Origin of the sequence: Paraburkholderia sp., assembly GCF_026225065.1 — a bacterium.
Lineage (GTDB): Bacteria > Pseudomonadota > Gammaproteobacteria > Burkholderiales > Burkholderiaceae > Paraburkholderia.
In genome coordinates, this window is the sequence record NZ_JAMFSB010000433.1 from 1 (window position 1) to 25,911 (window position 25,911).

Annotated in this window: 22 protein-coding genes and 1 riboswitch; of the genes, 13 read left to right on the top strand and 9 right to left on the bottom strand. The window is 60.6% G+C overall.

What is annotated here, in order from left to right:
* On the top strand, positions 1 to 845 hold an 845-nt coding region (locus M0954_RS29380), incomplete at its 5' end, for an MFS transporter (protein ID WP_297356990.1).
* A gap of 176 nt (positions 846 to 1,021) precedes the next feature.
* Entirely contained in the window at positions 1,022 to 1,927 is a 906-nt protein-coding gene (locus tag M0954_RS29385) for an alpha/beta hydrolase (protein ID WP_367279549.1), read from the top strand.
* Positions 1,928 to 2,038: 111 nt separating this feature from the next.
* Here M0954_RS29385 and M0954_RS29390 read toward each other — a convergent pair whose 3' ends face one another.
* Together M0954_RS29390 and M0954_RS29395 are read right to left on the bottom strand one after the other, a co-directional pair.
* Positions 2,039 to 2,959 (bottom strand): hypothetical protein, encoded by a 921-nt coding sequence (locus tag M0954_RS29390; protein WP_297356994.1) that lies wholly within the window; start codon positions 2,957 to 2,959, stop codon positions 2,039 to 2,041.
* A gap of 3 nt (positions 2,960 to 2,962) precedes the next feature.
* Positions 2,963 to 4,051 (bottom strand): type IV toxin-antitoxin system AbiEi family antitoxin, encoded by a 1,089-nt coding sequence (locus M0954_RS29395; protein ID WP_297356996.1) that lies wholly within the window; start codon positions 4,049 to 4,051, stop codon positions 2,963 to 2,965.
* A gap of 419 nt (positions 4,052 to 4,470) precedes the next feature.
* On the opposite strand from M0954_RS29395, the gene M0954_RS29400 reads away from it, so the two are divergent.
* Entirely contained in the window at positions 4,471 to 5,262 is a 792-nt protein-coding gene (locus tag M0954_RS29400; RefSeq protein WP_297356998.1) for a bifunctional 2-polyprenyl-6-hydroxyphenol methylase/3-demethylubiquinol 3-O-methyltransferase UbiG, read from the top strand.
* Between the two features lie 73 nt (positions 5,263 to 5,335).
* Here M0954_RS29400 and M0954_RS29405 read toward each other — a convergent pair whose 3' ends face one another.
* The 4 genes from M0954_RS29405 to M0954_RS29420 all read right to left on the bottom strand — a co-directional run bounded on the left by M0954_RS29405 (position 5,336) and on the right by M0954_RS29420 (position 8,057).
* Positions 5,336 to 6,265 carry a CopD family protein gene (locus tag M0954_RS29405; RefSeq protein WP_297357000.1) on the bottom strand — a complete coding sequence of 310 codons (930 nt, stop codon included), beginning with the start codon at positions 6,263 to 6,265 and terminating at the stop codon, positions 5,336 to 5,338.
* Positions 6,266 to 6,267: 2 nt separating this feature from the next.
* Positions 6,268 to 6,645, bottom strand: a complete 378-nt coding sequence (locus M0954_RS29410; RefSeq protein ID WP_122157398.1) for a copper resistance protein CopC — start codon at positions 6,643 to 6,645, stop codon at positions 6,268 to 6,270.
* A complete protein-coding gene (locus tag M0954_RS29415; RefSeq protein ID WP_122157397.1) occupies positions 6,646 to 7,572 on the bottom strand; it encodes a transporter in 927 nt (308 codons plus the stop codon). It abuts the gene before it with no gap.
* Between the two features lie 104 nt (positions 7,573 to 7,676).
* Positions 7,677 to 8,057, bottom strand: a complete 381-nt coding sequence (locus tag M0954_RS29420; RefSeq protein WP_123386681.1) for a DUF2946 domain-containing protein — start codon at positions 8,055 to 8,057, stop codon at positions 7,677 to 7,679.
* Positions 8,058 to 8,466: 409 nt separating this feature from the next.
* Between M0954_RS29420 and M0954_RS29425 the strand changes: the two genes are divergently transcribed.
* The 3 genes from M0954_RS29425 to M0954_RS29435 all read left to right on the top strand — a co-directional run bounded on the left by M0954_RS29425 (position 8,467) and on the right by M0954_RS29435 (position 11,920).
* Complete coding sequence (locus M0954_RS29425; protein ID WP_123386679.1) at positions 8,467 to 9,069, top strand: cytochrome b; 603 nt, start codon at positions 8,467 to 8,469, stop codon at positions 9,067 to 9,069.
* Between the two features lie 80 nt (positions 9,070 to 9,149).
* Entirely contained in the window at positions 9,150 to 10,601 is a 1,452-nt protein-coding gene (locus tag M0954_RS29430; RefSeq protein ID WP_297357002.1) for a glycosyltransferase, read from the top strand.
* A gap of 131 nt (positions 10,602 to 10,732) precedes the next feature.
* On the top strand, positions 10,733 to 11,920 hold the full coding sequence (locus M0954_RS29435) for an aromatic ring-hydroxylating dioxygenase subunit alpha (protein ID WP_122157393.1): 1,188 nt from the start codon (positions 10,733 to 10,735) through the stop codon (positions 11,918 to 11,920).
* A 13-nt stretch (positions 11,921 to 11,933) separates the two neighbouring features.
* Here M0954_RS29435 and M0954_RS29440 read toward each other — a convergent pair whose 3' ends face one another.
* Positions 11,934 to 13,178, bottom strand: a complete 1,245-nt coding sequence (locus tag M0954_RS29440; RefSeq protein WP_297357004.1) for an MFS transporter — start codon at positions 13,176 to 13,178, stop codon at positions 11,934 to 11,936.
* Positions 13,179 to 13,271: 93 nt separating this feature from the next.
* Positions 13,272 to 13,354: riboswitch (ZMP/ZTP riboswitch) on the top strand.
* Positions 13,355 to 13,524: 170 nt separating this feature from the next.
* Between M0954_RS29440 and M0954_RS29445 the strand changes: the two genes are divergently transcribed.
* The 6 genes from M0954_RS29445 to pip all read left to right on the top strand — a co-directional run bounded on the left by M0954_RS29445 (position 13,525) and on the right by pip (position 22,669).
* Entirely contained in the window at positions 13,525 to 14,391 is an 867-nt protein-coding gene (locus M0954_RS29445) for a tetrahydrofolate dehydrogenase/cyclohydrolase catalytic domain-containing protein (protein WP_297357006.1), read from the top strand.
* Positions 14,392 to 14,627: 236 nt separating this feature from the next.
* Complete coding sequence (cysS, locus tag M0954_RS29450; protein ID WP_297357008.1) at positions 14,628 to 16,016, top strand: cysteine--tRNA ligase; 1,389 nt, start codon at positions 14,628 to 14,630, stop codon at positions 16,014 to 16,016.
* Positions 16,017 to 16,161: 145 nt separating this feature from the next.
* Positions 16,162 to 18,033, top strand: a complete 1,872-nt coding sequence (locus tag M0954_RS29455; RefSeq protein WP_297357010.1) for a M3 family metallopeptidase — start codon at positions 16,162 to 16,164, stop codon at positions 18,031 to 18,033.
* A 505-nt stretch (positions 18,034 to 18,538) separates the two neighbouring features.
* Complete coding sequence (valS, locus tag M0954_RS29460) at positions 18,539 to 21,145, top strand: valine--tRNA ligase (RefSeq protein WP_297357012.1); 2,607 nt, start codon at positions 18,539 to 18,541, stop codon at positions 21,143 to 21,145.
* 106 nt (positions 21,146 to 21,251) lie between these two features.
* Positions 21,252 to 21,623, top strand: a complete 372-nt coding sequence (locus M0954_RS29465; protein ID WP_297357014.1) for a VOC family protein — start codon at positions 21,252 to 21,254, stop codon at positions 21,621 to 21,623.
* Positions 21,624 to 21,736: 113 nt separating this feature from the next.
* Positions 21,737 to 22,669: a prolyl aminopeptidase gene (gene pip / locus M0954_RS29470; RefSeq protein ID WP_297357016.1), complete on the top strand. Its 933-nt coding sequence runs from the start codon at positions 21,737 to 21,739 to the stop codon at positions 22,667 to 22,669.
* A gap of 72 nt (positions 22,670 to 22,741) precedes the next feature.
* On the opposite strand, the gene M0954_RS29475 is transcribed toward pip, so the two are convergent.
* Together M0954_RS29475 and M0954_RS29480 are read right to left on the bottom strand one after the other, a co-directional pair.
* Positions 22,742 to 23,575 carry a class I SAM-dependent methyltransferase gene (locus tag M0954_RS29475; protein ID WP_297357018.1) on the bottom strand — a complete coding sequence of 278 codons (834 nt, stop codon included), beginning with the start codon at positions 23,573 to 23,575 and terminating at the stop codon, positions 22,742 to 22,744.
* A 103-nt stretch (positions 23,576 to 23,678) separates the two neighbouring features.
* Positions 23,679 to 25,091, bottom strand: coding sequence for a PLP-dependent aminotransferase family protein (locus M0954_RS29480; protein WP_123386671.1), 1,413 nt, complete (start codon positions 25,089 to 25,091; stop codon positions 23,679 to 23,681).
* Positions 25,092 to 25,621: 530 nt separating this feature from the next.
* On the opposite strand from M0954_RS29480, the gene M0954_RS29485 reads away from it, so the two are divergent.
* Positions 25,622 to 25,911: helix-turn-helix transcriptional regulator (locus M0954_RS29485; protein WP_297357020.1), on the top strand; the 290-nt coding region annotated here is incomplete at its 3' end.

Genomic DNA, 25,911 nt, shown 5'->3' on the forward strand with positions numbered 1-25,911 from the left:
AGATGACCTCGCAGGCGTTTGCGTTGCTGCTGTCGTCTGCGTGCGGCTATCTGCTGACGACGCATCTCGACCGCGCGTCACTGGAAACGTGGGGTTGGCGCGTGCCGTTCCTGCTCGGCGCGCTGATCGGGCCGATCGGCTTCTACATTCGGCACAAGGTGGCCGAATCGCCGGAATTCGTCGAAATGCGCGAGCGGCTTGGCCACGCACCGCGCCAGTCGATCCGGCAGTTTCTGCGCGAACGCAGCGACGCATGTATGTGTGCGATGGGCGTGATCATCGTCGGCACGGCGACCAATTATCTATGGCACTCGTTTTTGCCGTTATATGTCGAGCGTCAGTTGCATTTGCCGCTGAAGACGGCATTGCTGGGTACCGCCATGTCGGGGCTGATCAGCATCGTCGCGTATCCGCTGGCGGGCAAGCTCGCGGATCGCGTCGGCGCCTGGCGGGTGTTCTTTCCGATGGTGGTGCTCTGGGCCTTGATCGCGTATCCGCTGTTCGCCTGGGTGGTCGCACAGCCGACGCCAGAGCGCCTCTTCACCGCGCAGATGGTCGCTACGCTGGTGTTGAGCATCATGTCGGGTCCGCATCCGGGGATGCTGACGCAGTTGTTTCCGACCTCAACGCGTTCGACCGGGGTGGCGCTGTCGTACAACATCGCCGTCACGCTGTTTGGCGGCCTCGCGCCGTTGACCGTGACGACGCTAATCAGTTTTACCGGCTCGAATATGGTGCCGGCGTACTTCCTGATTTTTGCGGCGGTCGTCTCGCTGTTGATGGTGGGCTTGAGCCGGTCTGGACGACAGCTATGGCGCGATCCCGATGCTGTCCCGCAAGAATAATTTCTTTCCTTCACGTTGATTCGAACATGACGTCTTTCAGTCCCGGCGAACGGGTACGACCGCGTAATGAATACCCAGTGCGCGAGGTTGCCAGCGCACGCTTGCGCGTTACCACGGAGCGTGGCGCCGGCACGTTGCCGGTTTATCGTTCTGCCGACGAGGCGTTGGACGCGCGCGTGAGACGTGTCGTTATCGTGCTGCACGGGCGGCTGCGCGACGCGGACGCGTATCTGTTGTCCGCAGAACGCGCCTTGGCCGCGGCTGACGTGGACGCTACCGACACCTTGCTGATCGTGCCGCAGTTTCTTGCGAGCGCCGATATCGCGGCTCATGATCTCGATCAGGACACGCTGCACTGGGACTGGACGGGCTGGATGGGTGGCGACGATGCGGTAGGTCCTGCGCCGATTAGTTCGTTCGAAGTGCTTGATAGTCTCGTCGAAGAGGCTGCGGATCGCTCGCGATTTGCGTCGTTGCGAGAGGTGGTGATTGCGGGTCATTCGGGCGGCGCGCAGGTGGCGCATCGTTATGCGGTGGTGGGGCGGGCGGCGGCGCTGCTTGCGGAGCAGGGCGTTCATTGCCGTTACGTGATTGCGAATCCGTCTTCGTACGTGTATTTCGACAAGCTTCGGCCGGATGGTAACGGCGGATTCAGCCCCGCTGATGAGAGCACGTGCGCAGGGGTTGATACGTGGAAGTACGGCATTCATCAGCCGCCGCGTTACGCGAGCGGCGATGCATCGTTTGATGTGCTTGAGCAACGTTACGCTCGTAGCGATGTGATCTATCTGCTCGGCGAGGCCGACTGCGATCCGCAGCATCAGGCGCTCGATCGCTCGTGTGCGGCCAATGCGCAAGGGCCGCATCGGCTGGCGCGTGGACTGGCTTACTTCGAATACTTGCGCCGCCGGCATCCGCGGCTTGCGCATCGGTGCTGGCAGGTGCCGGGTGTCGGGCATAACGGGCAGGGCATGTTTAACTCGGCTGACGGGTTGCTGGCGTTGTTCGATGCGAAGGCGCGTGCGTATGGGCTGGGGGGAGAAGGTTCAGAACTTCCGCCCGGGGACGGTGCCGCGGAGTGAGCGGTTTGCGGTGCGTCAAGCCAAGCTCTTAACGTATTTCGCACTTCTTCGATAACACGCGTAGAGGCACTGGCACCTCCAGCTCCATACAGGTCGGGGAAAGGACCGCCCCTATTGCGGATCTGACATGCCTTCGTGCACTTTCTTCACAAAGAAGCTGACGAGCCCCGACACATTCCGTTGCTCAAGGACACGCTCTTCCTCAAGACTGGCGTCGCGCCCATACATGAAAACAGCGCACGCCTTTGGACCGTCCCGCAGGTAACCCTCGACCCCATCGCCATCGCAGAACCGACGATGCAGAATGGCGAGCGTCTTGTCGAGCGCGTCATGATTGTCTTTTGCGCGGTGATACTGCACGAATTCTTGCACCGCCGCCTCCACGTTCCCGGCATTGGCATAGCGCAACACGTGAATCAGGTCAGCTGCATCCTTGTTCTCAGCGCGCTGCTCAAAGGCGAGCGTTTTCAGGACAATGAAAGCCGTCATGTTGGCGAACCGCACCGTTTCCGTAGCAGTGCCACCATCGTCCAGAAGCTCAGCGGTGACGTCGCGTTGCAGATACCATCTGTGCACGATGCCAACGTGGTCGATTGCAAGTGCAGACAGGCCCTCTCCCTTGACTGAGGCGATCCTTCCGGACTCGGACTTTTCGTCGGAGTCCTTGAGAAATTCAACCAGCACTGATTCGTGCTCGGACACCTTGCGCTGCCATCGCCAACTGCTCGGTTGCCCGTCTTTGACGAAACGCTCGAAGCCGCGGGCTTTCAACTGATCAGCGAGATCGGCGTAGGTATCGTCGTTGGCAAGGACCTGTAGGTTGAGCACGATATCCACATCCGACGTTCCCGCATGGGCCGGAACTTCAGGCGGGCTCTCCGGGGTGAGATAGCGGGGCACCAGCCCGCCAACCAGTCTCAAGGTTTCCTTTAACGTACCGAAGCCGCGCAAAAGTGTTACTAGTGCCCGTTCACAGGCGAGTGTGTGTTCCGGGTCATAGCCGTCGGCCGTTTGAGGTTTGTTCGATACCATAGATCAGATCTTTAGAACGTTGGAGCGGAACTCGGACGCCAGTTCCTTGTTACGGCCGCGATCATCCAGGAGATCGAGGTACACGATAAAAGGGCTGGCGAACCAAAGGTAGGAATCCTGTTGATGCCGAAACAACGTGCTCGCACCAGCTCGCTCCAGCAGGGTGACGTTTGCCCCTTTGGCGACTTCTTTCAGACCGAGATCCGTGGCGTATTGGGCAGCGTTACCGGGAGGCACCATTACGTCGACCGTATCGACACTCGTGAGGAGCGGTGACAGAATGTTTGCCGCCGCAGCGCCCGTAGCTGTCCAATCATCTTGCTTCGTGTTCCGGAAAACGTTGTAGATCCACTGGGCCGCCGAGTGCGGATTCGGAGCGTACATGTACCAACGGGTCTTCGTTTCTTGCCGCGTACGCCAGTTGTCGGCCCAGGCGTCCAGGAGCTTGCCGGGCTGGACGACGCGCCGCCGCTGTTGCCGGCCGCTGCCTTCAGATACCGTCCATTCGAGCCGCTCGAGTTCCTGTAGCGTCTGGGATACCGTGAACGAACTGGTCTGGGCGAGCTCGGCGATCTCAAGTCCGGTGAGCCATTTGTCGTCAGCATGCAGAAGAGCATGAACGACCTGCTCGCGGGCACCCGTATAAATCGACCCTGCCCGGGCGGACTTCTTCGCTTTACCGGCGCGATCGATATTGACAAGCCAGTCGCCTTTCCTGAGGAAGAGGCTGCCGCTGGAGTCGAAATAGCCAATATTGCGTTCGCGGAGACTCTCGCGCGCGCCCGGGCTCAGGTACTCCGCGACCACGAAAGGGATTGTGTGGTCACGGCGCTCCGTGGAAAGCAGATACTCTTCCAGCTGCCAGACCGTCTGCCGTATGTCGCGCGGGTAACCATGTTTTATCAGCTCGATCGCCAGATCCAGTTCCCGGGGCTCGGTATGCACGTGCAGAAGCAGGTCGAGCCGACGCAAGCCGTCAGATCGTTGGAAGGGGAGTTCCCACTGCCGGTTGTCCGAGATGGTGGCGCCCGTGGCCTTCTCAAACGCTTGAACAAACTGCTCGGCGAGCGCTCTGGCCGGGGTAGCATCCATAGTTAGCGTTAGCTGTACAGCATCACCAAGGAAATTGAGCGTTAGTTTAGCATTTTTCACTAGTTTAGCTGTACAGCTAAACTAAACATCCACCTAAGGCAATCCATGTTGTATGACAACTCCGCGCGTTGCCAAACGTTTGGAGGCCCACGAACGGCAGGTGGACGCCCCCCGGCGGAAGACTTCGGAGAGCGTCTTTGGGCGGTACCGGCCCCTTTCGGTGTTTGGGCTGGACGCCAAACCCCGTTTCGGTGCGGTCAGAAGTTTTGATAGGTTGTTCAGGTAAAGCGGCTAACCAGGCATCCAGAACAATAAGATTTCGCCCACGACGTGTCGACAGCAAAAGCTGCACAACAGCATACTTTGCGAACTGCGCGACGCATCAAGTCCCGTTCTCACACGGTTTCACCAACCCGCCCATGACCACACCCATCCCCTTCATACCTGACCGCTTCAAGAGCAACGCCGCTCACTACCTGAGCGGCCGCCCCGCCTACTCACCGCGCCTGATCCGCCGCGTGGCGGAAGTTTGCAAGCTCGACGGCACACAGCGCCTGCTAGACCTGGGTTGCGGACCGGGGCAACTCTCACTGGCATTTTCGTCATGGGTGGACTCAGGCGTGGCGCTCGACCCCGAACCCGAGATGCTGCGCATCGCCTCAGGACTCGGACTCGGCGTTGCCCCGAACATCGAATACCGCCTAGGTAGTTCCTACGACCTCTCGCCGGAGTGGGGCCGCTTCCAGATCGCTGTCATCGGCCGCGCTTTTCACTGGATGGACCGGCCCGATACGCTCGCGCGTCTGGACAAGCTGATCGACCCATCGGGCGCCGTGGTGCTCTTCGGCACCTCGCACGCCAACGACGCTTCGACGCCATGGCTCGCCTCGTACCGCGCATTGCTCGACGAGTACGCGCAAACCGATCCGGCCCGCGAACAGCGCAAATCCGATAGCTGGGAAAGTCACGAATCCGTCTTGTTCAAGTCGGCGTTCGCTTCGCTCGAACGCGTGTCGATCATCGAGAAGCGGCGCGTCGCGCTCGAATCGCTGATCGCGCGAGCGTTGTCGATGTCGAGCCTGTCATCGGAGCGCCTCGGCGCCCGGCTCGACGAACTGGTGACGCGCGTGCGGTCGCTGCTCGAGCCGCACGCCGCGGATGGCTGGCTTGACGAGCGAGTGGAATCTGTCGCGCTGATTGCGCGTCGTTAAGTTGGCGTAGGTGAGGGACGGATGCGCCGGCGCGCTGTCACAGACTAGCGCCAGCGCATCCGCAAAACATGGGCTAGCCGCCCGAGGGCGACGTGTGGCCTAGTACGCCTGCCACGATCAAAATCGCTAGCATTGCGACGGCTTCGACGGCGAGTAGCCGGTCGAAACTGCACTGCGCATTGCGATGGGCTTGTCCGCCGCGGGCCACCGAGTGTTGCAGGCGCGGCAGATAGATCATCCGGTTATAGGCACCGAGCAGCACGGCCACCGTGACGACTATCAGCTTGAGCGTCAGCACGCGTCCATACAACATGTCGAGCAACGGCGTAGTCAGATGTGCTGTGTCCTGAGTAGCGTTATAGATGCCGGTCACAATCACAACTGCGAGCGCGCCGGTTGCCAGATGCGACAGGTACGTGCAGAACCTCACACGGTTGGCTGGCGTAACATGCACTACCCCCGCTGCGGTGCCCCTACGCCACAACAGCGGCGCCGTGACAATCACACTGCCTGCCCACAACGCCGTCGCCGCGAGATGCAGCACATGCACGGCTTCGCGCAACGTGAAATCGCCTGCGTCGGCGGCGTGACTGGCGGCAGCCTTACCCGCCACGTAGACGACCATACCCCCCGCCGTTAACCACCACGCCGCATGGCTGCGACGCGTGCCACCGAGACATGCGAGCACCACGCCGGCAAAACCCACCGACCACGCAACTCCAAAGTGCGATTGCGTCAGCACCGCGCCCACCACGGGCCCTGCCTCACTGAACGGCGTACCGCTCATCACGGCTGCCTCCAGCCAGAGGTACATCAGGCAGGCGAGCGCGAGCACGACGAGTGCAGTCAACCGCGAGCGTCCCAACCCGTTAGCAGACGCCGTGGCGCGGGTGTCGTCCACCCGCGCCAGCATCGCACTGCATACGAGCGCCCCGACCGCCACCGCAAACAGCACGTCTTGCGTAGCCTCGACGACGATCTGTACGACGACGAGCGGATCCACCGTTACTTCACCGTGAAGGTGTAATGGCCCTGCGTCCGGTGACCGTCTTCAGCGACCGCGACCCACGCGACCGTGTAGTCACCCGGCGTGAGCGGATTCAGTGCCACCGACATATGCTTCTTGTTCGCCGGATCGACCACGGCCTTGCCGCTAGTCACCGGCTTGCCCTGCGCATCGGTCACGGTGATCGCGCTGAAGGCCGGTTCGAGACCGTCGTCGAAATCGATCGCCACGTCCTTTTGCGAGGTGGTCACGGTGGACCCGGCGGACGGCGCCTGGTGAGTCGGATAAGCGTGAGCGTGCGCGAGTTGTGCGACGGTCAGCGTCAGCGCGGCAACAAGGCCGCGCGCCAGAGATGAGTTCAGGAGAGCGTTTTTCATTTAGTTGAAGAGCGGTTTGCCAAGAGAGTTAGGGAAAATGTCGTCGAAGTACAGGTGCGCATCGAACAGCACGCCCACGTGATTGCCGCTCAGGTGATTGACCGGAATCTGCGCTTCGATGCCGAACTGGCCGTAGCGGTTAAGCCAGAGAAAGCCCGGGTTGATGGTGCCTGTGGTTTGACCGGAACAAGCGCCCGCCGTACAGGTGCTCATCGGCGCTTCGACAACCATGATCAGGTTGTTGAACGGCTGCGGAATGCCGAGGTCCTTCACCTGGTTTTGCAGGTACGGAATGCTGTATTGCAGCGTGAAGCCCCAGCCGAACGAATTCGGCCCATTGGCGGACGATGCCGTCGTGAGGTTCGGGCCGAGTTCGCCGGTGATCGCAAACGGCCGCAGGTAGCTGAGCGAGGCGGGCAGATCGCCGAAGCCCTTGCCGAAGTAAAAGTCCGGCGTGAACGTCGAAAACGAGTTCCCAACCGACCTGGAACCCGTGCCGCCGATCTCCGCCTCAAGGCCGATCGAAGCCATGAATTCATGCCGCGCGTTCGCGTAGAGCAGATACTTCGCGCCCACGGTGACGTTGTCCCAACCCTTCGTCGAGCCACCGTTCGGGTCGTTCTGGCTGACGTAGTCGCTCGAGACGCTGAAGGCCAGGTTCTTCGTGATCAGTTTGTCCCATTCATACGAGACCGTATTGACGTTCATGTTGTCACCGTTGTCGTCCGGACTCTTGATATGACCGAACTGGGTGTCGAATTCATCCCCGACGCCGGGATCGTCCACGGTCAGCGTGGCGGGAAAAACGCGGTCGCCTACTACCGCGTGAGCTGAAGCCGCCGGCGAACCGGCGAGACAGGTGGCGCCCGCAGCCGCCATCAACGCGGCGCGTGCGGGCGCCGCGTGTCGTTTAAAAAACGTACGCATGATCTAATTCTTCTCCTAATTGTGTTGATGCTGCGCCGCGTAGTTGTGCGGCGACATCCCGCGGCTGCTCGCGCAGCACGGATGCGGTTCAGGTACCGAACACGTCAGGAGAGAACGGGAGGTGCGCGCGGCTGGGCCGCGGTATAAAAGAGGGGGACGTGGGCGGCTTCGCGCGTGACGGGAACCGGTGCGCGCGCAACCGATAGCTCGGCCACGAACACGGTAGCCGTGCCGGGCAGCGCCGGCGCATGGGCCAGCATGCCGCAATACGCACAGGCCTGCCAATGCCAGACAGGGGAAGGCGACGACTTGTCCGTCTTCTCGACTCGGCTGTTATCCGGGTCCGCCGAGCAGTAGGTGGCGAGCGCCTGGCCAAGTCTGTCGTGTGCCGCGAGCGCCTGCGAAACCGTCGGCGCAAGCGTGCTCATCAGGATTGCAAGCAATCCCAACAAACTGCCGATTTTCTGAAGGCGGAGACGAAGCATGCTGTGCGTCGAGCACGAGAAGGAGCGATGATTGGCGCAGATTATGCCATGCAGACGGCGGCGAACCTATGCATAAACCACATGCCCGGCATCTTTACCTTGCGCGTATCGGCGACTGGCGGCAATGCGTCGCAGGCTCGATGCGTGGCCGCCGTACGTCAAATACAGTTTCATAGGAAGATTGCAATTTCCGTCGTGGTCAATCTGGTTCGACAACGTGGCAAAGCGCCGTTGAAACGAGCAGAAATCCGTCCATGAGGGCATTCTGGGAATAAACCACCGTGCGGCGACGTTAGCACTAATAGCTGCGATGACGTTGCATTCAGGCGTCGGCGCTTTTGCCCCGTTTCAAGGCCATTTAAATTTCAAAAAGCTTTCGCATAAGCGCACCTTTTGGACGGAATTACCGATGAGCACTCACGCAAACTCTCCGCTAACCGATGTCGGCAGCGTGCAGGCGGTCTCCCGCTACACCCGCACGGCAATGGTCCTGCACTGGATCATCGCGATCCTGATTATCTGCAATGTGGTGTTGGGGCTGAGCGCTGATTCGCTGCCCGACGACTGGGTGCGGCCGGTGGTCGACGTGCACAAGTCGATCGGCATCACCGTGCTCGGTCTCGTGCTGCTGCGCATTCTGTGGCGCGTCTCGCATCGGCCGCCGCCGTTGCCGGCTGCGTTTCCCGCATGGGAGCGGATCGCCGCCCATGTCGCGCACTTCCTGCTTTATCTGTTGATGATCGGCTTGCCGCTGTCTGGCTGGCTGCACGACTCGGCATGGAAGGATGCTGCCACGCATCCGATGCGTCTGTTCAATCTGTTTCCGTGGCCGCGCATCGGCTACGTGATGAACCTCGATCCGACGCTCAAGGAAACGTTGCACGACCGCTTTGGCGCGCTGCACACCTGGCTCGGCTACGCGCTTTATGCCCTGCTGGCGATGCATGTCGGCGGTGCGCTCAAGCATGAGTGGATCGATCGCAAGTCCGTGCTGAAGCGCATGATCCCTTGAGGAACGCGTCTTTGCCATACGACTCTGCCCCACAAGCTCAACCATTCAACCACGCAGTACCGACGGATTCAGCCGCTATTTTGAAGAGAACTCTGGAACAAGCCTTGGCGCTCGCGTCGCCTCGTATCGTGCCTCGCCCGACCACGTTGTTGAGCACGGTGATCCATCTCAGCGTCGTTGTGCTGTGGCTGCTGCTGTTCGCGCGGGCGTTCTTTCTGCAAGGCGTGGTGGCGTGGTCGACCGGGATTGCGTACGTACTCTACGACACCCTCCTGCTCGCATTCGTCGCGGTCAAGACGCTGCCATTAATGCGGCCGCAGGCGCCGCTCGAGCCGGCGTCGGACCACCGCAGTTTGCCTGGCATGGGGGTGATCGTCGCCTCGCATAACGAGGCCGACGTGCTGCCCATCACGCTGGCCGCATTGCTGCGGCAAACGCACGGGCCGGAGCAGATCGTGATTGCCGACGACGGCTCGACCGACGGCACCGCCGCACTCCTGACCGGACGCTTCGGCCTGACGGCAGCGCCGGACGGCCATCTGAGCGCGCCGAGCTCGCTGCATCCGAACCTGTACTGGCTGCGCGTGCCGCACGGCGGCAAGGCGCGGGCGCTGAACGCCGCCATCACGGAAATGACCACCGAGACGGTGATGACCGTCGACGCCGACACGCTGCTCGACGACGACGCCACCTACGCCATGCGGGTCGCCTTCGCGAGCCAGCCGAAGCTGGTGGCGGCAGCGGGCATCCTCGTGCCGGTCTGCGGAAAATCCATTTCGGGCCGCGTGTTCCAGTGGTTCCAGACCTACGAGTACATGCGCAACTTTATTGCCCGCTTCGCCTGGATGCGCGCCGACAGCCTGCTGCTGATCTCGGGCGCGTTTGCCTCCTTCAAGCGTGAGGCGCTGGTCGAGGTGGGTGGCTTCGACCCGCAGTGTCTGGTGGAAGACTATGAACTGATCCATCGGCTGCGCCGCTATTCGGTCGATCACGGGCTCGGCTGGGATGTCCGCGTGGTCGGCGATGCACAAGGACGAACCGATGCGCCCGGCACGCTCGGCAGTTTCCTGCGGCAGCGGCGCCGCTGGTTTGCCGGCTTCCTGCAGACGCAATACTGGAATCGCGACATGACGGGCAACCCGCGCTACGGCACGCTCGGCATGCTGATGCTGCCGGTCAAGGCGATCGACACGATGCAGCCGATCTACGGGCTGACTGCCTTCGTGCTGCTGCTCGCTTTCCTCGTCGGCGGGCACGGGACGCTGGTGTTGTCGATTTTTGGCGTGATCGGCGCGAAAATCGCCGTCGACCTGGCTTTCTACGTCTGGAGCATCCACCTGTACCGCCGCTGGACTGGCCAGCGCGTCGGCTCGAGCTTGGGACTGGCGCTGGTTGCCGCGATAGCCGAGCCCTTTACGTTCCAGCTGCTCCGCCACACCGGCGCCCTGCTGGGCTGGTTGCACTTTTTACGCGGTGGCCGCGTCTGGGGCGCGCAGCGCCGCTCAGGTCTGGTCGCACCCGACGAAAGTTGACGGCTGGCGGGAAACCCCAGGCATTGTCAAAAACATCAATTGCGCGCCTTCTAGTAGACTGACTCCCCATGTCGGTCCCCAATCCGGTTGGGGCCCCACCCGGGTTTTCAGACTATAAGGAGGCGTCGCCCATGCATGGAGTTCCTTCGCTGGATAGCAGCACTATCGATGCGCCTGTCGACGCTATTGCCGATGCATCTGACGAAGTATCTTCCGCGGCATTCGTCGAAGCGCGCCCTGACGCGCCTGTTCGCGATTTGCGTCGCGTTCCGATCCACCCCGATTACTGGTATCCGCTCGCCTGGTCGCACGAGGTCAAGCGGGGCAAGGCGCACGGCGTAACCTTCGCCGGCGAGCCGATCGTGCTCGTACGCACGGAGTCGGGCGTCACGTTTGCGCTGGAAGACCGCTGTGCGCACCGCCAGGTGCCGCTGCACGGCGGCGTGGTGGACGGCGAAAATATCCGCTGCTGTTATCACGGCTGGACGTACGATTGCACGGGCCGCTGCGTCGATATTCCGTATATCGGACGTGAGCGGTTGCCCAATGGCGTACGCTCGTACCCGTGCCGCGAGGAACAGGGTCTGATCTTCGTGTTTCCGGGCAACCCCGCGCTGGCTGAGGAGCGCCCCTTGCCGCCGCTCGCCTCGCTTGGTGACAAGGCGTACAAGACCCGCCGCTTTGGCCGCGAGGTGAAGTGCCACTACTCGTTCATGCACGAAAACCTGATGGACATGAACCATCAGTTCCTGCATCGCAAGCAGATGGGGCAGATGCGGGCGCGCTCGCTCGGACGGCGGCACGGCGAAGGGTGGGTCGAGGTGGACTACACGTTTGCGCGGATGGCTGGCGAGCAGCCGATCGGCGAGGCGCTGGTGTTCGGCCAGAGCCGTAAAGGTACGCAAGGCGCGGACAAGGATGTGATGACCATCCGCACCCAGTATCCGTACCAGACGCTGCAGATCCGCACGTCGGATTCGACGCTCGTGATGAATCTGTGGATCGTCTACGTGCCGGTCGATAGCGAGCAGCGCACTAATCGCACCTTCGGCTTGCTCTCCATCCGCAAGCCGGGTATTCCGGTCCTGCTCGATATGGCCTGGCCGCTGCTGGTCTGGTTCACCGAGCGGATTTTCAAGGAAGACCGCTGGATCGTCGAACGCGAACAGGAAGCGCACGACCGGCAAGGGGCGGACTGGAATCACGAGGTGTTTCCGGTTATCAACGAGTTGCGCGCGCTGTTGCGTGAGTGCGGCGCGCCGCCGGCTGCGGGCCATTTCAAAGGCGTGCGCATCGGACCTGCCGAGGCGACGACCTAAGGTGATGACGGGCTCACTCGCTTTCTGCGATGCCCGCCTTGGACAAGCCTGATTCACCTTCCGCGCGGGCCGTGCGTCTGCGCCGCAGCCATGGCTCCGCAATCGACGCCGCTGCGCCGATTGCGCCCATCGTCAGCGCGAGCGTCACGATCAGCAAACCGGTATGGGCGCGGCTGGCGAACACACCCACCAGCAATCCCGCCAGCGGCTGGGTCATATTGTTCAACAGGATGATGACGCCCGTGGTTTTGCCGTAGTCCTTGGGCGGGATGATCTTTTGCCGGGCGCTTCGAATGTAGACGTTGAACATCTTGTCGAAGCCGGTGATCAGCACGAAGCCCACCGCGTAGCCCCACGGGCTAGAACTCGCACCGGCCAGCACGCCTCCCAGGCAGATTGCCAGAAATGCCAGCAGACCCAACGTTTTCCTCGAAAACGAGGCACGTGCGATCGTCACGAGGATCAGCACGGTAGCGATCGCGCCGATGGTTTGCAGCACCGCGTAGAAGCGTCCCGATTGATGATGGATACCGGTGACCATGGCAGCCGAAGTGGCGAGCGTTACACCGATGACCAGGTTCTCGGCGGCGGCCAGCAGAATGACCTTCTTCAGACCGGGTAGGCGCACGACATGCTGCATTGCGGTTCGCAGCGGTTGGGTCCAGTGGCCTTGGGGCGGTTCGGTTGCGATAGCCTGAAAACCGCTTATGCGCTGCCACAACACAAACGACGCGTCGGCGATCAGGAACAGCAGCCCGGCGGCGGCGACCACGAACTCCCAGCGCCACCAGCCGAGCAGCAGTGCCGCCGCCATTGGGCCGAGCACGACGCCGAGCTGGTCGGCCAATTGGGAGACCGCCAGCACGCGCTCGAACTTATGCGCTTTGAAGATTTGCGGCAGCATGACTTCGCGGGCGACGAAGCCTTGGCTCGTCAGGATGCCGCAACAAGCGGAGAGCGCAATCAGCCAGCCGATTCCGCCAAAGAACGCGTAGCCGATGACACCAGCGATACAGACGACGGCCCGGTAGGTCTGGCTGATACGCATCAGCTTGAGTGGGGAGAACCGGTCGCTGAACGCGCCGAAGAGCGGGAAGAAGAGATAGCGCGGCAGCGCTTCAACGAAAAAGGCGATACCGGACCACGACACTTTCTGGGTCGTCTGGAATACGACTAGCGGTACCAGGAACAGCAGAATCTGGTCGGCCAGCCGCGCGAAGAAAAGCGAGCAGAAAAATGCCTGATGGTTGACGCGCACGGTTCTGTACCTGTTGGTCACGGTGCTCGGGCGACGGTGGTCGGCGTGTCGCGGGCAGAGTGAAGGATAACCGGTGTTAGCGTGAGTTATTATATGGGCCTACGTGACTGGCGAAAGAAGATGGATCACCATCGGGAAGCGTAGACGTCACACCGCCGTTCGCCTGGGCATCTTGATCGTTCTCTTATGGAGACTTCCGATGACTGCCCCTAGTATTGCCATTACCCCCGTTTCATTTCTGTCGCCCGCATTCCGTTGTCTGCGCGGCCCTTTACTTCTCTCGCATTGCACTCAGCCTTTGCAGCATAGCGGGCGTCAAACTGCGACCGTGAGGAGGAGCTAAGCAATGAATAATCCCCCTAACTGCCTGACCCTGGACGGCAAAGCGCTCGCGGCGCTGGGCGAACAGTCTCTCTCCGCGCGAGTGGCCGCGCTCAAGGCAAACAACGGCGCCCAGACGCCCATACTCGCCACGATTCTGGTCGGCGACGATCCCGCTTCCGCTACCTATGTGCAGATGAAGGGCAACGCATGCCGGCGCGTCGGGATGGACTCGCGCCTGGTCAAACTGCCTGCCAGTAGCACCACGGACAAGGTTCTTGCCGAGATCGCAAAGCTCAACGTTGAGCCCAACGTTCAAGGGATCCTGTTGCAGCATCCCGTGCCTGCTCAAGTCGACGAACGCCGCTGCTTCGATAGCATCTCGATGCTCAAGGACGTGGATGGCGTGACGAGCCACGGCTTTGGCCGCATGGCTCTGGGCGAACCGGCATTCGGTCCCGCGACGCCAACCGGCATCATGCGGCTGCTCGCGCACTACAAGATCGAACTGGCTGGCAAGCGCGCGGTTGTGGTCGGACGTAGCGCGATCCTCGGTAAGCCTATGGCGCTGATGCTGTCGAATGCGAATGCGACCGTCACGTTGTGTCATTCGAAGACGATCGATCTCGAGGTCGAGGTGCACCGCGCGGAAATCGTCGTCGGCGCTGTGGGCAAGCCGAAGTTCATCCCGAGTCACTGGATCAGCGATGGTGCTGTCGTGATCGATGCCGGCTACCACCCTGGCGGTGTCGGCGATATTGATCTCGACGGACTCACGAGCCGCTGCGCGGCAGTGACGCCCGTGCCAGGTGGCGTCGGCCCGATGACGATCGCCACGCTCATCGCACAGACCGTCGATGCCGCCGAGCGGGCCGCGCGCGGCGAAGCTTAACTCACAGCCGCCCAAACCGATTGACCAGAAAATAGACGCGCGTTAGCATCACCCTAATGAACGCCTCCGCCCTTTCCCGCATTCGCTGCAAGCACGCATGCTGTCAAAGCCTGCCAGAGGGAGCTTGCGTCTAGCGCGTCGGTTTGTGTCACGTTCAAGCTGGTTCCTGATGGCCACCCGTTGAAAGACTGGTGGCTTTTTTGTTTTTCCGCCTTCCAAACCACACGGAAACTTCGATGTCTCTCGCCCTGTACGACACCTGGTCGCGCGCTGTGCGGCCGTTCACGGCCCTGCAACCCCGTCACGTGGGTCTGTATTGCTGCGGACCCACGGTGTACGACCATGCACACATCGGCAATCTGCGGACGTATGTGTTCGAAGACGTACTGCGGCGAGTTCTTGAACTAAACGGCTACACGGTGCGGCACGTCGTCAACATCACTGATGTCGGTCATCTCGTCTCTGATGCCGATGAAGGCGAAGACAAGATGGAAAAGGGCAGCCGGCGCACGGGTGAGTCTGCATGGGAGATTGCGGAACGTTATACCCGTGCGTTCATGAGCGACTGGCAGGCGCTCAACCTGCTGGAGCCCACGCTATGGTGCCGCGCGACGGATCACATCGCGGAACAGATCGCCTTCGTTGCCGAACTGGAACGCGCCGGCTATACGTATCAGACGAACGACGGTGTGTACTTCGACACGAGCAGGCAGGACGACTACGGCTATCTGGCCCGTCTCGATCACGCGGGTTTGCAGGCCGGCAAGCGTGTGGCGCTGGGAGAGAAACGCAGCGCGACGGACTTTGCGTTGTGGAAATTCAGCCCGCCTGGATCGACGCGGCAAATGGAGTGGGACAGCCCATGGGGTCGCGGCTTTCCGGGCTGGCATATCGAGTGCTCGGCGATGTCGGCCAAATACCTTGGCCCCTTGTTCGATATTCATTGCGGTGGAGAAGATCACATCGCCGTGCATCACAGCAACGAAATTGCGCAGACGCAAGCTCGACACGGCACGCGCGCAGCCAACTTCTGGATGCATGGACACTTTCTGACTTTGGATGCCGCCAAGATGTCCAAGTCGAGCGGGGACTTTTTGCGGCTGCAGAGCTTGATGGACCGCGGGATCGATCCGTTGGCCTATCGCTATCTTTGCCTTGGCGCGCATTACCGCAGCAAGCTGCGTTTCAATCATGAAGCGCTTGAGGCCGCGCAGGCAGCGTTGGACCGGCTACGTAAAGCCTATGCGGGCTGGCCCGTAGGCGGCGCGGCGGATGAGGGCTTTGTGGCGCGTTTTAACGCAGAGGTCAATCAGGACCTGAATCTTCCGCGGGCGCTGGCCGTGCTATGGGAATTGGTCAGGAGCGAACTGCCCGATGAAACACGTCGGGCTACCGTTGATGTGTTTGACGCAGTGCTCGGGTTGCGGCTGGCTGAGTGGCGGCCCGATACGTTCGAGAGTCCAGCGGATGTTGCTGAGTTCGCTCGTCAGCGTGAGAAGGCGCGCGCGGATAAGGACTGGCCCGAGTCGGACCGTTTGCGTGAGGTATTGAGAGCGAGAGGCTGGCAGATTGAGGATAGTGTGGATGGACAGCGTTTGAGTCCGCTGGATGCTAAAGGCGCTTAGAGGGCGCAGCGCAGAGATAGGCTCTTGCAACGTCGCTTAGCAAGTCAACTGTATGCCGACTACGCTACGATGAAGACTTAACGCTGAGCGCTCTCCGCCGCTTTTCCGAGCCACACAAAACAACGCCTCTAGTGATGCTTCATACATGAAAAACGCTCGCGCCTTCTTCGACCAGATCAATCAGGATTATCTGCAGATTCATCGAAAGGACGGTGAGCTTTTCTGGCTGACCCACACGGGCCAGAGCGATGAACACGACGCGCAGCGTGCGGCTAGTCTTGCACTGAAGACCTTCCTCGCAGACCCTCAGCTTTTGGCGCAAACCAGAGAACATCTCGCGAGGGTTGAAGCCACCCAGCAGTCTGCTGAGCGCGATGCATTGGTGAGCGGTTTGTGCGGCTGGGTCGCGGCATTCGAAGGCAATGCGTTGGGCGGCGAGCGTGCGGCTGCGTTGCTTGCCGAACTGATCGCGATGGACGCCGATTTGTTTGCGCGCCGCCAAGCCTACAAGATGCATCATATCGGAGCGTCGGGCCATACTGAAGAAGCTTCGCCCGCTGCGTTGCGTTCAAACCTCGCATCAAACCCGGATGAGGCCTCGCGCAAAAGTTCACACGAGGCGCTGCATGGACTCGAACGCTGGGTGCTGGAAAACGGCTTTCTCGAGATCGTAGCGAAGCGCAATGCGTTGGCGCGTGAACTCGGTTATCGCGACTTCTTCGATTACCGGTTGCGCACCAACAGCGGTATGAGCCCGGAGCGGTTGTTTGCGATCTTCGATGAATTTGAACGGAATACGCGCGACACGCATTTTGCTTCGATGGATCACCTCGTCAGTGACTACGGCGACGAAGTCTTGCAACCGCATAACCTGTTATTCAGAGTTCGCGGAGGCGCCGCGCTAAAGGCGGATGCTTACTTTCCCTTTAGCAAGGCGCTGGAGCGTTGGGCGGAATCGTTCCGGCGTCTTGGTGTTTCGTATCGCGGCGCACGCATCGAAATCGATCTGCCGGACCGACCGGGTAAGTTCACTACCGGCTTTTGTGCCTCGCCCATAGCCAGTTACCACGACGACACTAACGGCTGGGTGCCTGCCGACGTTCGCTTCACCTCGACGGCCCGTCCGCAACAGGCGGGCGCAGGACTGCGGGGGATTAACGTGTTGTTTCACGAAGCGGGACACGCCGCGCACTTTTCGAACGTGATGCTCAATTCGCCGTGCTTTTCGCACGGCTTTGCCCCGACCACGCCGGCATACCTCGAAACCCAGGCGAAGTTCTTCGAGGCGCTGCCGGGCGACCCTTGCTGGATCCGACGCTACGCGCGCAACGCGGACGGCGAGCCGATGCCTCACGAGATGATCCGTGCGGGGGTCGAGTCGAACCGGGCCTTCCTCGCTTACAGCGAACGGCGCGACCTGGTGCCGACTTACTTCGAACGGGTGCTCTATGCCATGGACGATGCAGAGCGCACGACGGAGTCCGTGCTCGATCTGGAGCGCTCGTTGACGCAGCGCATCCTCGGTGTTTCGAATAACACCGTCTATGTGCTGAGTATGCCTCACCCCATCTATCACGACATCGCGGTCTACTATCAAGGCTATCTTCTGGCGAAGATGTCTGCGTCGCAGACCCGCGCTTATCTGACGCGCACGCTCGGCTATATCGTCGATAACCCGGAAGTAGGTCCCTTGCTGGTGAAGCATTGCTGGTCCACCGGCAACAGTCTGACGCTCGATCAAACGCTGCGGAATATGACCGGGGAGGGTTTGACGTCGGCTTACCTGGCAGATGACTGCAACCGCTCGTCGCAGGAAGCGTGGGCGCTCGCGCAGGAGGCGATCGAGCGCACGGATCGGGCACGGGCAGCGCAGGCCGAAACAAGTGGCGATCTCGATGCGTCGATTTCGATCGTGCATGGTGCGCAACGTATTGCGACCAACGAGGAATCGCTACCGGCGATGTACGCGGCATTTGAAGCGTGGATCGAGGATATGGCGACACACGATGTCACATAAGACTTGTGCCAATCTCAATGATCGATTATAAAAACATATCCCGGCCACAAGTCGGGACACCCCCTATCTAACGTTCACTCGCGGAGGATGCTATGTCACCGTTAAACGTATTGCCGCACTGATTTACCCCATCCCCTCGCAGCACGCGCGGCTTTTCATGCGCTCGCAATGGCTGCTTCGAGCATTTCGCTGTGCCCGTTCTCGCTTCTTTCCCTCGCTTTACTTCGCTTCCGTCGGCCTTTCGGTTTTTGCCGAGGTATCGCCGCCGCATTTCGCTTTATGGAGCGTTCGCGAACCTGCATCTGGTGTCCCTCCGCCTGGATAGTGTGTTCGTAAGCCATGTCGCTTAAACACATTGCCTGGCCAAAGACGTACCGAGGCCGTGCAGTTCGCATGTCTGCTGGATTCGTTCGTGATCCCTGTCTGGGTCGCGCGGATTCGTGCGACCTGGATGTGGCCTTCGTGTGCACTGCAACCCGAATTCCCTATCGACAGCGAAGCAGCGATGAAACACTCACCTACCTTATCAGCCACTGAGCATCGTCATCCGACACGACGCCAAGCCGCTCCAGGCGTACCCGACCGGCCGAGTCTCGAAGCGCTCGAAGCGCGTTGGGCAGGGCATTGGCAAGCGCAGCAACTCTATGCCTTCGACCGCACGGCCCCGCGCGAAGGCGTGTTCTCGATCGACACTCCCCCGCCCACGGTTTCCGGGTCCCTGCATGTGGGGCACGTGTTCAGCTATACGCATGCCGACATCATCGCTCGTTATCGGCGCATGACGGGCAAGAGCGTGTTCTATCCGATGGGATGGGACGACAACGGCCTGCCTACGGAGCGCCGCGTCGAGAACTTCTATGGCGTGACGTGCGACCCGGATGTGGCGTACGACCCGCACTATCGCGAGCCCACGACGCCTGCTACGCGTCGCTCGGAGTTTGCGCGGATCAGCCGGCGCAACTTCATCGAGCTTTGCCATAAGCTGACTGCGATCGACGAACGCGCGTTCAGAGAGCTGTTTGTGCGTCTCGGGATTTCGGTCGACTGGAGTTTGACCTACGCCACAATCGACGACCGATCGCAACGTGCGAGTCAGTTGGGATTCCTGCGCAATCTGCAGCGAGGCGAGTTATACAGTCAGGACGCACCGTGTTTGTGGGACGTGACGTTCCAGACTGCGGTCGCACAGGCTGAACTCGAAGATCGTGAGCTTGCGGGTGCTTATCATGACCTGCGTTTCGTCGATGGTTTACGCAATGCGTTGATCATCTCGACAACACGCCCGGAGTTGCTGCCAGCCTGTGTCGCTCTGGTGGCACATCCCGATGACGAGCGCTATCGGCACCTCATGGGAACCACAGCGCGCGTGCCGCTCTTCGATATCGAAGTGCCGGTGCTGGCGCATCCGCTCGCGGAGCCGGAAAAAGGCACCGGGCTGGCGATGATCTGTACGTTCGGCGACGTCACCGACGTGATCTGGTGGCGCGAGCTCAATTTACCGACACGCTGTGTGATCGCCAAAGATGGTCGCCTGCAGAGCGAAACACCAGATTGGCTCGCATCGCCGCGTGCCCGTGATGCTTATGCAAGCGTTGCCGGCATGTTTGTTTCTCAAGCACGCAGCCGGATGGTGGAGATGCTGTCCGAAAGCGGCGATTCGCTGGGTCCGCCGCGGCCGCTTACGCACAGCGTCAAATACTTCGAAAAGGGGGATCGTCCGTTGGAGATCATCGCAACGAGGCAATGGTATCTGCGTAGCGGCGGGCGCGACAACGCGCTGCGCGAGGAACTCCTTGAGCGAGGCGCGCAGATCTGCTGGCATCCCGGGCACATGGCCACGCGCTATGGCCATTGGGTCACAGGCCTGAATAGCGATTGGCTGATTAGCCGCCAACGGATCTTCGGTGTGCCGATCCCGCTGTGGTATCCGCTCGATCCGGAGGGTGAACCCGATTACAGCGCGCCGATATGTCCGGACGCTGCGTCATTGCCGATCGATCCACGCTCACACGTGCCACCGGGTTATACCGAGGCGCAACGCGGTCAACCGGGTGGCTTCGTGGGCGAAGCGGACATCATGGATACGTGGGCGACCAGTTCGCTGACGCCGCAGATTGCAGGCGGCTGGGAGCAGGCGGATGGATGCTTTGCGAATATCTTCCCGATGGACTTGCGTCCCCAAGGACATGAAATCATCCGCACGTGGCTGTTCTATACGGTTGTGCGGAGCGGCTTCGAAGCGCAGAGCGCACCTTGGCGACACACGATGCTTTCCGGTTGGGTTCTCGATCCGGATCGCAAGAAGATGTCGAAATCGAAGGGCAACGTGGTTACACCACTGTCGCTGCTCGATACGTACGGCTCCGACGGTGTGCGTTACTGGGCAGCGTTGGGCGGTCCGGGTACGGATACCGCTTTCGAAGAGAAGCAGATGAAGGTAGGGCGTAGGCTTGCGCTCAAGCTGTTGAACGTCTCAAAGTTCGCGCTGGGCTTTGATGGCGAGCCGGATGGCGCTATCACCCATGGATTCGACCGCGCGATGATGTCGCGTCTCGCCGCTGTGGTTGCGGATGCAACGGCTGCGCTGGAGGCGTTCGGGTACAACCGGGCCATCGAACGCATTGAAGCCTTTTTCTGGTGGTATTGCGACGACTACGTCGAGCTTGTGAAGGGCCGAGCCTATGGTAACGAATCGCAAGCGGTATCGGCACGCAACGCGTTGGCGGCTTCGCTTTCTGTGGTTCAACGGTTGTTGGCGCCGTTTCTGCCCTTCGTCACGGAAGAGTGCTGGTCGTGGTGGATGGAGGGATCGGTTCATACTGCGCAATGGCCTACGAGGGACTTGTACTTCGGTGCATCGAGCCGCTTCAATGACGGTTCGATTGATGAGCTCATCGCTGCCGTATCTGAAGTGCTGAGCGTGATCCGCAAGGCGAAATCTGAGGCTCGATTGTCCATGAAGGCCGAGGTGGTGCGGGTCTGTGTGGAAGGTTCGCGGGGCCGCCTTGAGCTGCTTAAGATCGCGGAGAGCGACTTATGCGCCGCCGGGCAGGTCAAGCAATTTGAAATGAGGGAAGCGGAGGCGTTCGACGTGAAAGTGGAGCTATCCTAGCGGAGTGGTTGCGAGGCGGTACAGTTGTCTCGGGTGTGAAATGCTCTACGTGCCTCACGTTGAATCCGATCTTTAGCAACATCGAACAACCCAACGGGAGAAACACGTGATCATCTCCATGAGCCGGTTAATACTCTACGTGCACGATGTCGAAGCACTGAAGTCGTTTTACGAAGCGCATTTCGCGTTACCCATCGTTGAAGAGATTCCTGGAGAATGGGTTGTCTTCAACGCGGGCGCGATCGAACTCGCGCTACATCTTGTGGGTGAGCCGTATCGCAACATGACGGCTAAGCACGCTCACTCGAATGCCAAGATGGTGTTCTCTGTGCCATCGGGATTGGACGCGTTGCGCGACAAGCTCGTTGCGGCAGGCGTCAACATGCGCGAATTGAAGCGCTACGAAGGCTTCCCCTATTTGCTTTGTGATGGGGAAGATCCCGAGGGAAATGTGTTCCAGTTATCCCAGGCGGACTAGCCGAGCCGCGTCCGCACCCGAAACGAGTAGCGGGGTTGAAGTTCATCGGGCAGAATCTATTGGATGCACGCGGCTCGCCGCAATGAACCGGCATCTATACTCTGGAATCAAACATGTACCCATCAATCGAACCCTACAAGCACGGCTTCCTCGATACCGGTGACGGTCATCAGGTGTATTGGGAGTTGTGCGGCAATCCGAATGGCAAGCCGGCGGTGTTTCTTCACGGCGGCCCCGGCGGCGGATGCAGCCCCGAACACCGTCGCCTGTTCGACCCGTCGCGCTACAACGTGCTGCTGTTCGATCAACGCGGCTGCGGCCGCTCCAAGCCGCATGCGAGCTTGGACCACAACACTACCTGGGACCTGGTGGCGGATATCGAGCGCTTGCGCGAGATGATCGGCGTCGAGCAATGGCTGGTGTTCGGCGGATCATGGGGCAGCTCGCTCGGTCTCGCGTATTCGGAGACCCATCCGCAGCGGGTCAGCGCGTTGATCGTACGCGGTATCTTCACGATGCGCCGCGCCGAACTGCTCTGGTACTACCAGGAAGGCGCGTCGTGGTTGTTCCCGGACCTTTGGGAGGGCTTCCTCGCGCCGATTCCTGTCGAAGAGCGGGGCGATCTGATGGCAGCGTATCGTCGCCGCCTGACTGGCACGGATGAGGCCGCGAAACGAGAGGCCGCGCGCGCATGGAGCTTGTGGGAAGGCCGCACGATCACCTTGCTGCCCAGCCCCGAACTGGAGGAGCATTTCGGCGAAGATGAATACGCGCTCGCTTTTGCGCGCATCGAAAATCATTACTTCGTCAATGACGGGTTTGTCGAGGAAGGGCAGTTGCTGCGGGACGCCCATCGCCTCGCTGATATCCCCGGCGTGATTGTTCAGGGGCGGTATGACGTGGCGACACCGGCGCGTACCGCGTGGGATCTATCCAAGGCGTGGCCGAAGGCGGACTTCCAACTGATTCCGGATGCGGGGCATGCCTACAATGAACCGGGCATTCTAAAGGCGTTGATCGCAGCGACGGACCGGTTTGCAGGCTGACCGGACCTAAGCTGACAGCAGGTGTGCGGTGTCCGTCGCTATCGGCGGACATCGCATATGCCGATCCAGGCGCTACTTCGCCCGTGCACGAACTAACCGAACCCCCCAACCAGTGCGAATGGTTCCGTCGCTCTGCTGCAAGCCGGTGAGCGCTTCCAGGAACTCCTCCCGCAAGCGTGCCTTAGCCGGCTCGGATAGCCTGTCTATAGTGTAGGTTTCAGTCAGCGACTCCCATAGTTCGTCAGGCTGCGGTTCCCAATCCACATCCAGATCTTCGAACTGCAGGTTTTCAAAGTCCCTCGAGAGCAACTCCGTCAATCCCTCCACCGTGTTGGTGCGTGCATCGCCGAACGGAAGCGGCGAGGCGTCTTCCCTGAGAATCGGGAGCAGGACTTTGTGCAGGACCTGATTCGCTTCGCCGAGCAGAAAGGCTCGCCCAACCACGGTCGCAAACTGACCGTGTGGACGCAGCACGCGACGGACCTCCCCAATAACCTGCTCGATGTTATCCATCAGCATGATGGCCATATGCGACAGCAAGCAGTCGACGCTGGCCGTTTCGATGGGCAGTTCCTGCGCACGCTCTTTCAACAACACGACGTCCTCGGGGAGCGTTGCGCGCGCGACGTCCAGTTCGCCCTGACTCATGTCGACGCCAATCAACCGCAGCGATGACTGTTGCCGGTCCGACAGCAGCTTGAGCAGATATCCATCGCCGCAAGCGAGGTCGAGGACGGTCAGCGCCGCAGCCGATGTCGGCACGCACGCGGCAAGCGCTGCATAAGAGGATGCGTATTCAGCCACGCTCGAACGGGCGCGAAGGTGACCAAACGCGGCACTCGTGGCGCCGGCCTGACGCTGATGGAAGTCCAGTAGATACGACTCGGCGGGGGAAAGCACGCTCATGCGTTGAGACTCCGGGAAAATATGCGTGATGCCTAGTCGACGGAAACGATTGGGTCGAGCGGTGGGCAATTATCGACCACCTTCGATCTTCAGATCGCCATCATTATTCGGTGCGCAGTTGCGCCAACTCTTCCGATATCAGTTGACCCAGCGCAGCGATATTCCGTTCAGTACGATCAGTCAGCGGCATGCCCATATTGAGCCGCAAACAATGATTGAGGCTGCCGTCGGTGCAAAAAAGCTGGCCTGGCGCAAACGCGATACCAACCGTTAGCGCTCTGCGCAACAAGGCGACGGAATCGAAGCCGCGCGGCAATTCCACCCATAGCCAATGGCCGCCCAACACTGCATGGCTACAGGCTTCCGGCGGAAAATGACGTTGCACGGCTGCCCGGTGCATTTTTGCATAGGCTGCCAGCGTCTGGCGCAAACGTCGCAAGTGTGGCTCGAACAAACCACTGGCCATAAACGCGGCCAGGGTGTGCTGGAACAGCGGCGCCGGCTCCGGCATAAACTCAAGCTCCCTCCGCAAGTTAGTTACCGCGAAGCCCAGAGACATGCCGGGGCTGACCAGGTCACTCAGGTTCGTGATGTAGTGAACCAGCCCAGCTTGATCAAACGCCTTGAAAGGCAACGGACGGCTCTTGCCAAAATACAGCTCCCCGTTGTGGTCGTCCTCAATAAGCGGCACGCCATACTTCGCAAGCAACCCGACCGTGCGGCGCTTTGCGTCGTCGCTCATCAGTCCGCCGGTCGGATGCGAAAAATTCGCGGAGAAGATACATGCCGCCACCTTCTCCCGTTTCAGCACGAAATCGAGCGTATCGATGGAAAGACCGTACTCCGGATGGGCCGGTATTTCGAGCACGTTCAGTCCCATCGCATCGAGGTCCCATAACAGCCTCATGGAGGCCGGGGAAGCAATCGCCACTGTATCGCCGGGTTTGATTAGCACTCGCAACAACGCGCGGTGGCTGAATTTCCCGCCAGACGTGACGGTGATGTCTTCAGCACGCCAGTTGCAGCCCATCAGCCGTCCCCGGCGCGCCAGTTGTTCCGAGAGCGGCGATTCGGTACACATGTCTCCTAGGGTAAAAAACGAAGGATTACGGCGGGCTTGCGCTGTCATGATGCGTTGCAGGGCGACGACCGGATACAACTCCGGATCGATCACGGCAAACAACATGGGTTGTTCATGAACGTGCAGCTGGTCGAGTTCTCGCAGTAAGGCGCGTTGCGCCGGCAGCGCGGGTTGCGCGGCCACTTCGGGCCGAGGTTGTGGGCCAACAATTACCTGACGTTCCCGAACATAGAAGCCTGAACGCGGGCGCGCCGCGATCAGGCCTGCGTCTTCCAGCAAGTACAGGGCATGTGTGACCGTGGCGCTGCTTCCTTTGAAGCGCGAGCATAAGGCGCGGATGGATGGCAACTTGTCGCCGGGGCGAAATTCACCTGCGCAGATTTCTGCGTGCAATTGGCTGGCAAGTTCGCCGTAACGAGTCGTTCGGTCCCACATCCGCTGTCCACCTGTTTTTGGAAGAACGACCAATTCTAACAGTGCCCAACGCCGGTAAAACAGGCCCCGGCTCGAAGTAAGGCGCGTCACTCAGCACGCATCCCAACTGTATCGATTGAGCAAGGGATACAGATAGGAAAAACGACGCGGTGCGCCGGTTCAGATTGCTACGCCTGGTCCTACCGCGCGGCCTTACCCGTGCGCAGAATGATCCCATGACGTCTTCCAGGGATATTCACGATGAACCAGCAGCCATTTTGTTCAAACCAGGACCACGCAACATTGGAAGATCCAGTCCAGGAATGTCTGTATCAGGCAGCCCGACTACTGCGACTCATCCGGCATCTCTTGCGGAGTCAATGGCAATCATCTTCAAACCGGGTTGATGCAGAGCCGGAAGATTCAGTTCAGGAACGCCTCGATCAGTCGGCCCGATTGCAGCGGCTGATACGGCATCTCTGGCGCTAGTGGTGTCGCGGCGGACCCCTTGCTGGATCCAGGGATGACTAAATAATCAGCGCACTCATCTTATGCTCTCCGAACTTGAAGAAACGACGCCGCCTACCGTTCTGGGCGGCAAGATTCGCGCGTTACGGCAGCGGCTAAAGCGTACCCTCGACTACACGGCGGGCGCGGCAGGGATTTCGAAGCCTTTTCTTTCGCAGGTTGAACGAGGGCTGGCCAAACCGTCAATCACATCCCTGAACGGGATCGCCAGTGCGCTCGGCGTCGCCGTGCAGTACTTCGTGGACACACCTGGCGAACAGCGCCCGGTGTGTCCTGGCGATCAGCTGAAATTCTTCAGGTTTGCAGAGTCACC

What these genes read in the sequence shown, in the direction of transcription:
- M0954_RS29410 (WP_122157398.1), bottom strand. Translation starts at nt 6,645, where the DNA reads ATGAAAAACGCTCTCCTGAACTCATCTCTGGCGCGCGGCCTTGTTGCC.
- M0954_RS29390 (WP_297356994.1), bottom strand. Translation starts at nt 2,959, where the DNA reads ATGGTATCGAACAAACCTCAAACGGCCGACGGCTATGACCCGGAACAC.
- M0954_RS29415 (WP_122157397.1), bottom strand. Translation starts at nt 7,572, where the DNA reads ATGCGTACGTTTTTTAAACGACACGCGGCGCCCGCACGCGCCGCGTTG.
- M0954_RS29420 (WP_123386681.1), bottom strand. Translation starts at nt 8,057, where the DNA reads ATGCTTCGTCTCCGCCTTCAGAAAATCGGCAGTTTGTTGGGATTGCTT.
- M0954_RS29445 (WP_297357006.1), top strand. Translation starts at nt 13,525, where the DNA reads ATGAATAATCCCCCTAACTGCCTGACCCTGGACGGCAAAGCGCTCGCG.
- valS (WP_297357012.1), top strand. Translation starts at nt 18,539, where the DNA reads ATGAAACACTCACCTACCTTATCAGCCACTGAGCATCGTCATCCGACA.
- M0954_RS29395 (WP_297356996.1), bottom strand. Translation starts at nt 4,051, where the DNA reads ATGGATGCTACCCCGGCCAGAGCGCTCGCCGAGCAGTTTGTTCAAGCG.
- M0954_RS29475 (WP_297357018.1), bottom strand. Translation starts at nt 23,575, where the DNA reads ATGAGCGTGCTTTCCCCCGCCGAGTCGTATCTACTGGACTTCCATCAG.
- M0954_RS29480 (WP_123386671.1), bottom strand. Translation starts at nt 25,091, where the DNA reads ATGTGGGACCGAACGACTCGTTACGGCGAACTTGCCAGCCAATTGCAC.
- M0954_RS29400 (WP_297356998.1), top strand. Translation starts at nt 4,471, where the DNA reads ATGACCACACCCATCCCCTTCATACCTGACCGCTTCAAGAGCAACGCC.
- cysS (WP_297357008.1), top strand. Translation starts at nt 14,628, where the DNA reads ATGTCTCTCGCCCTGTACGACACCTGGTCGCGCGCTGTGCGGCCGTTC.
- M0954_RS29455 (WP_297357010.1), top strand. Translation starts at nt 16,162, where the DNA reads ATGAAAAACGCTCGCGCCTTCTTCGACCAGATCAATCAGGATTATCTG.
- M0954_RS29425 (WP_123386679.1), top strand. Translation starts at nt 8,467, where the DNA reads ATGAGCACTCACGCAAACTCTCCGCTAACCGATGTCGGCAGCGTGCAG.
- pip (WP_297357016.1), top strand. Translation starts at nt 21,737, where the DNA reads ATGTACCCATCAATCGAACCCTACAAGCACGGCTTCCTCGATACCGGT.
- M0954_RS29435 (WP_122157393.1), top strand. Translation starts at nt 10,733, where the DNA reads ATGCATGGAGTTCCTTCGCTGGATAGCAGCACTATCGATGCGCCTGTC.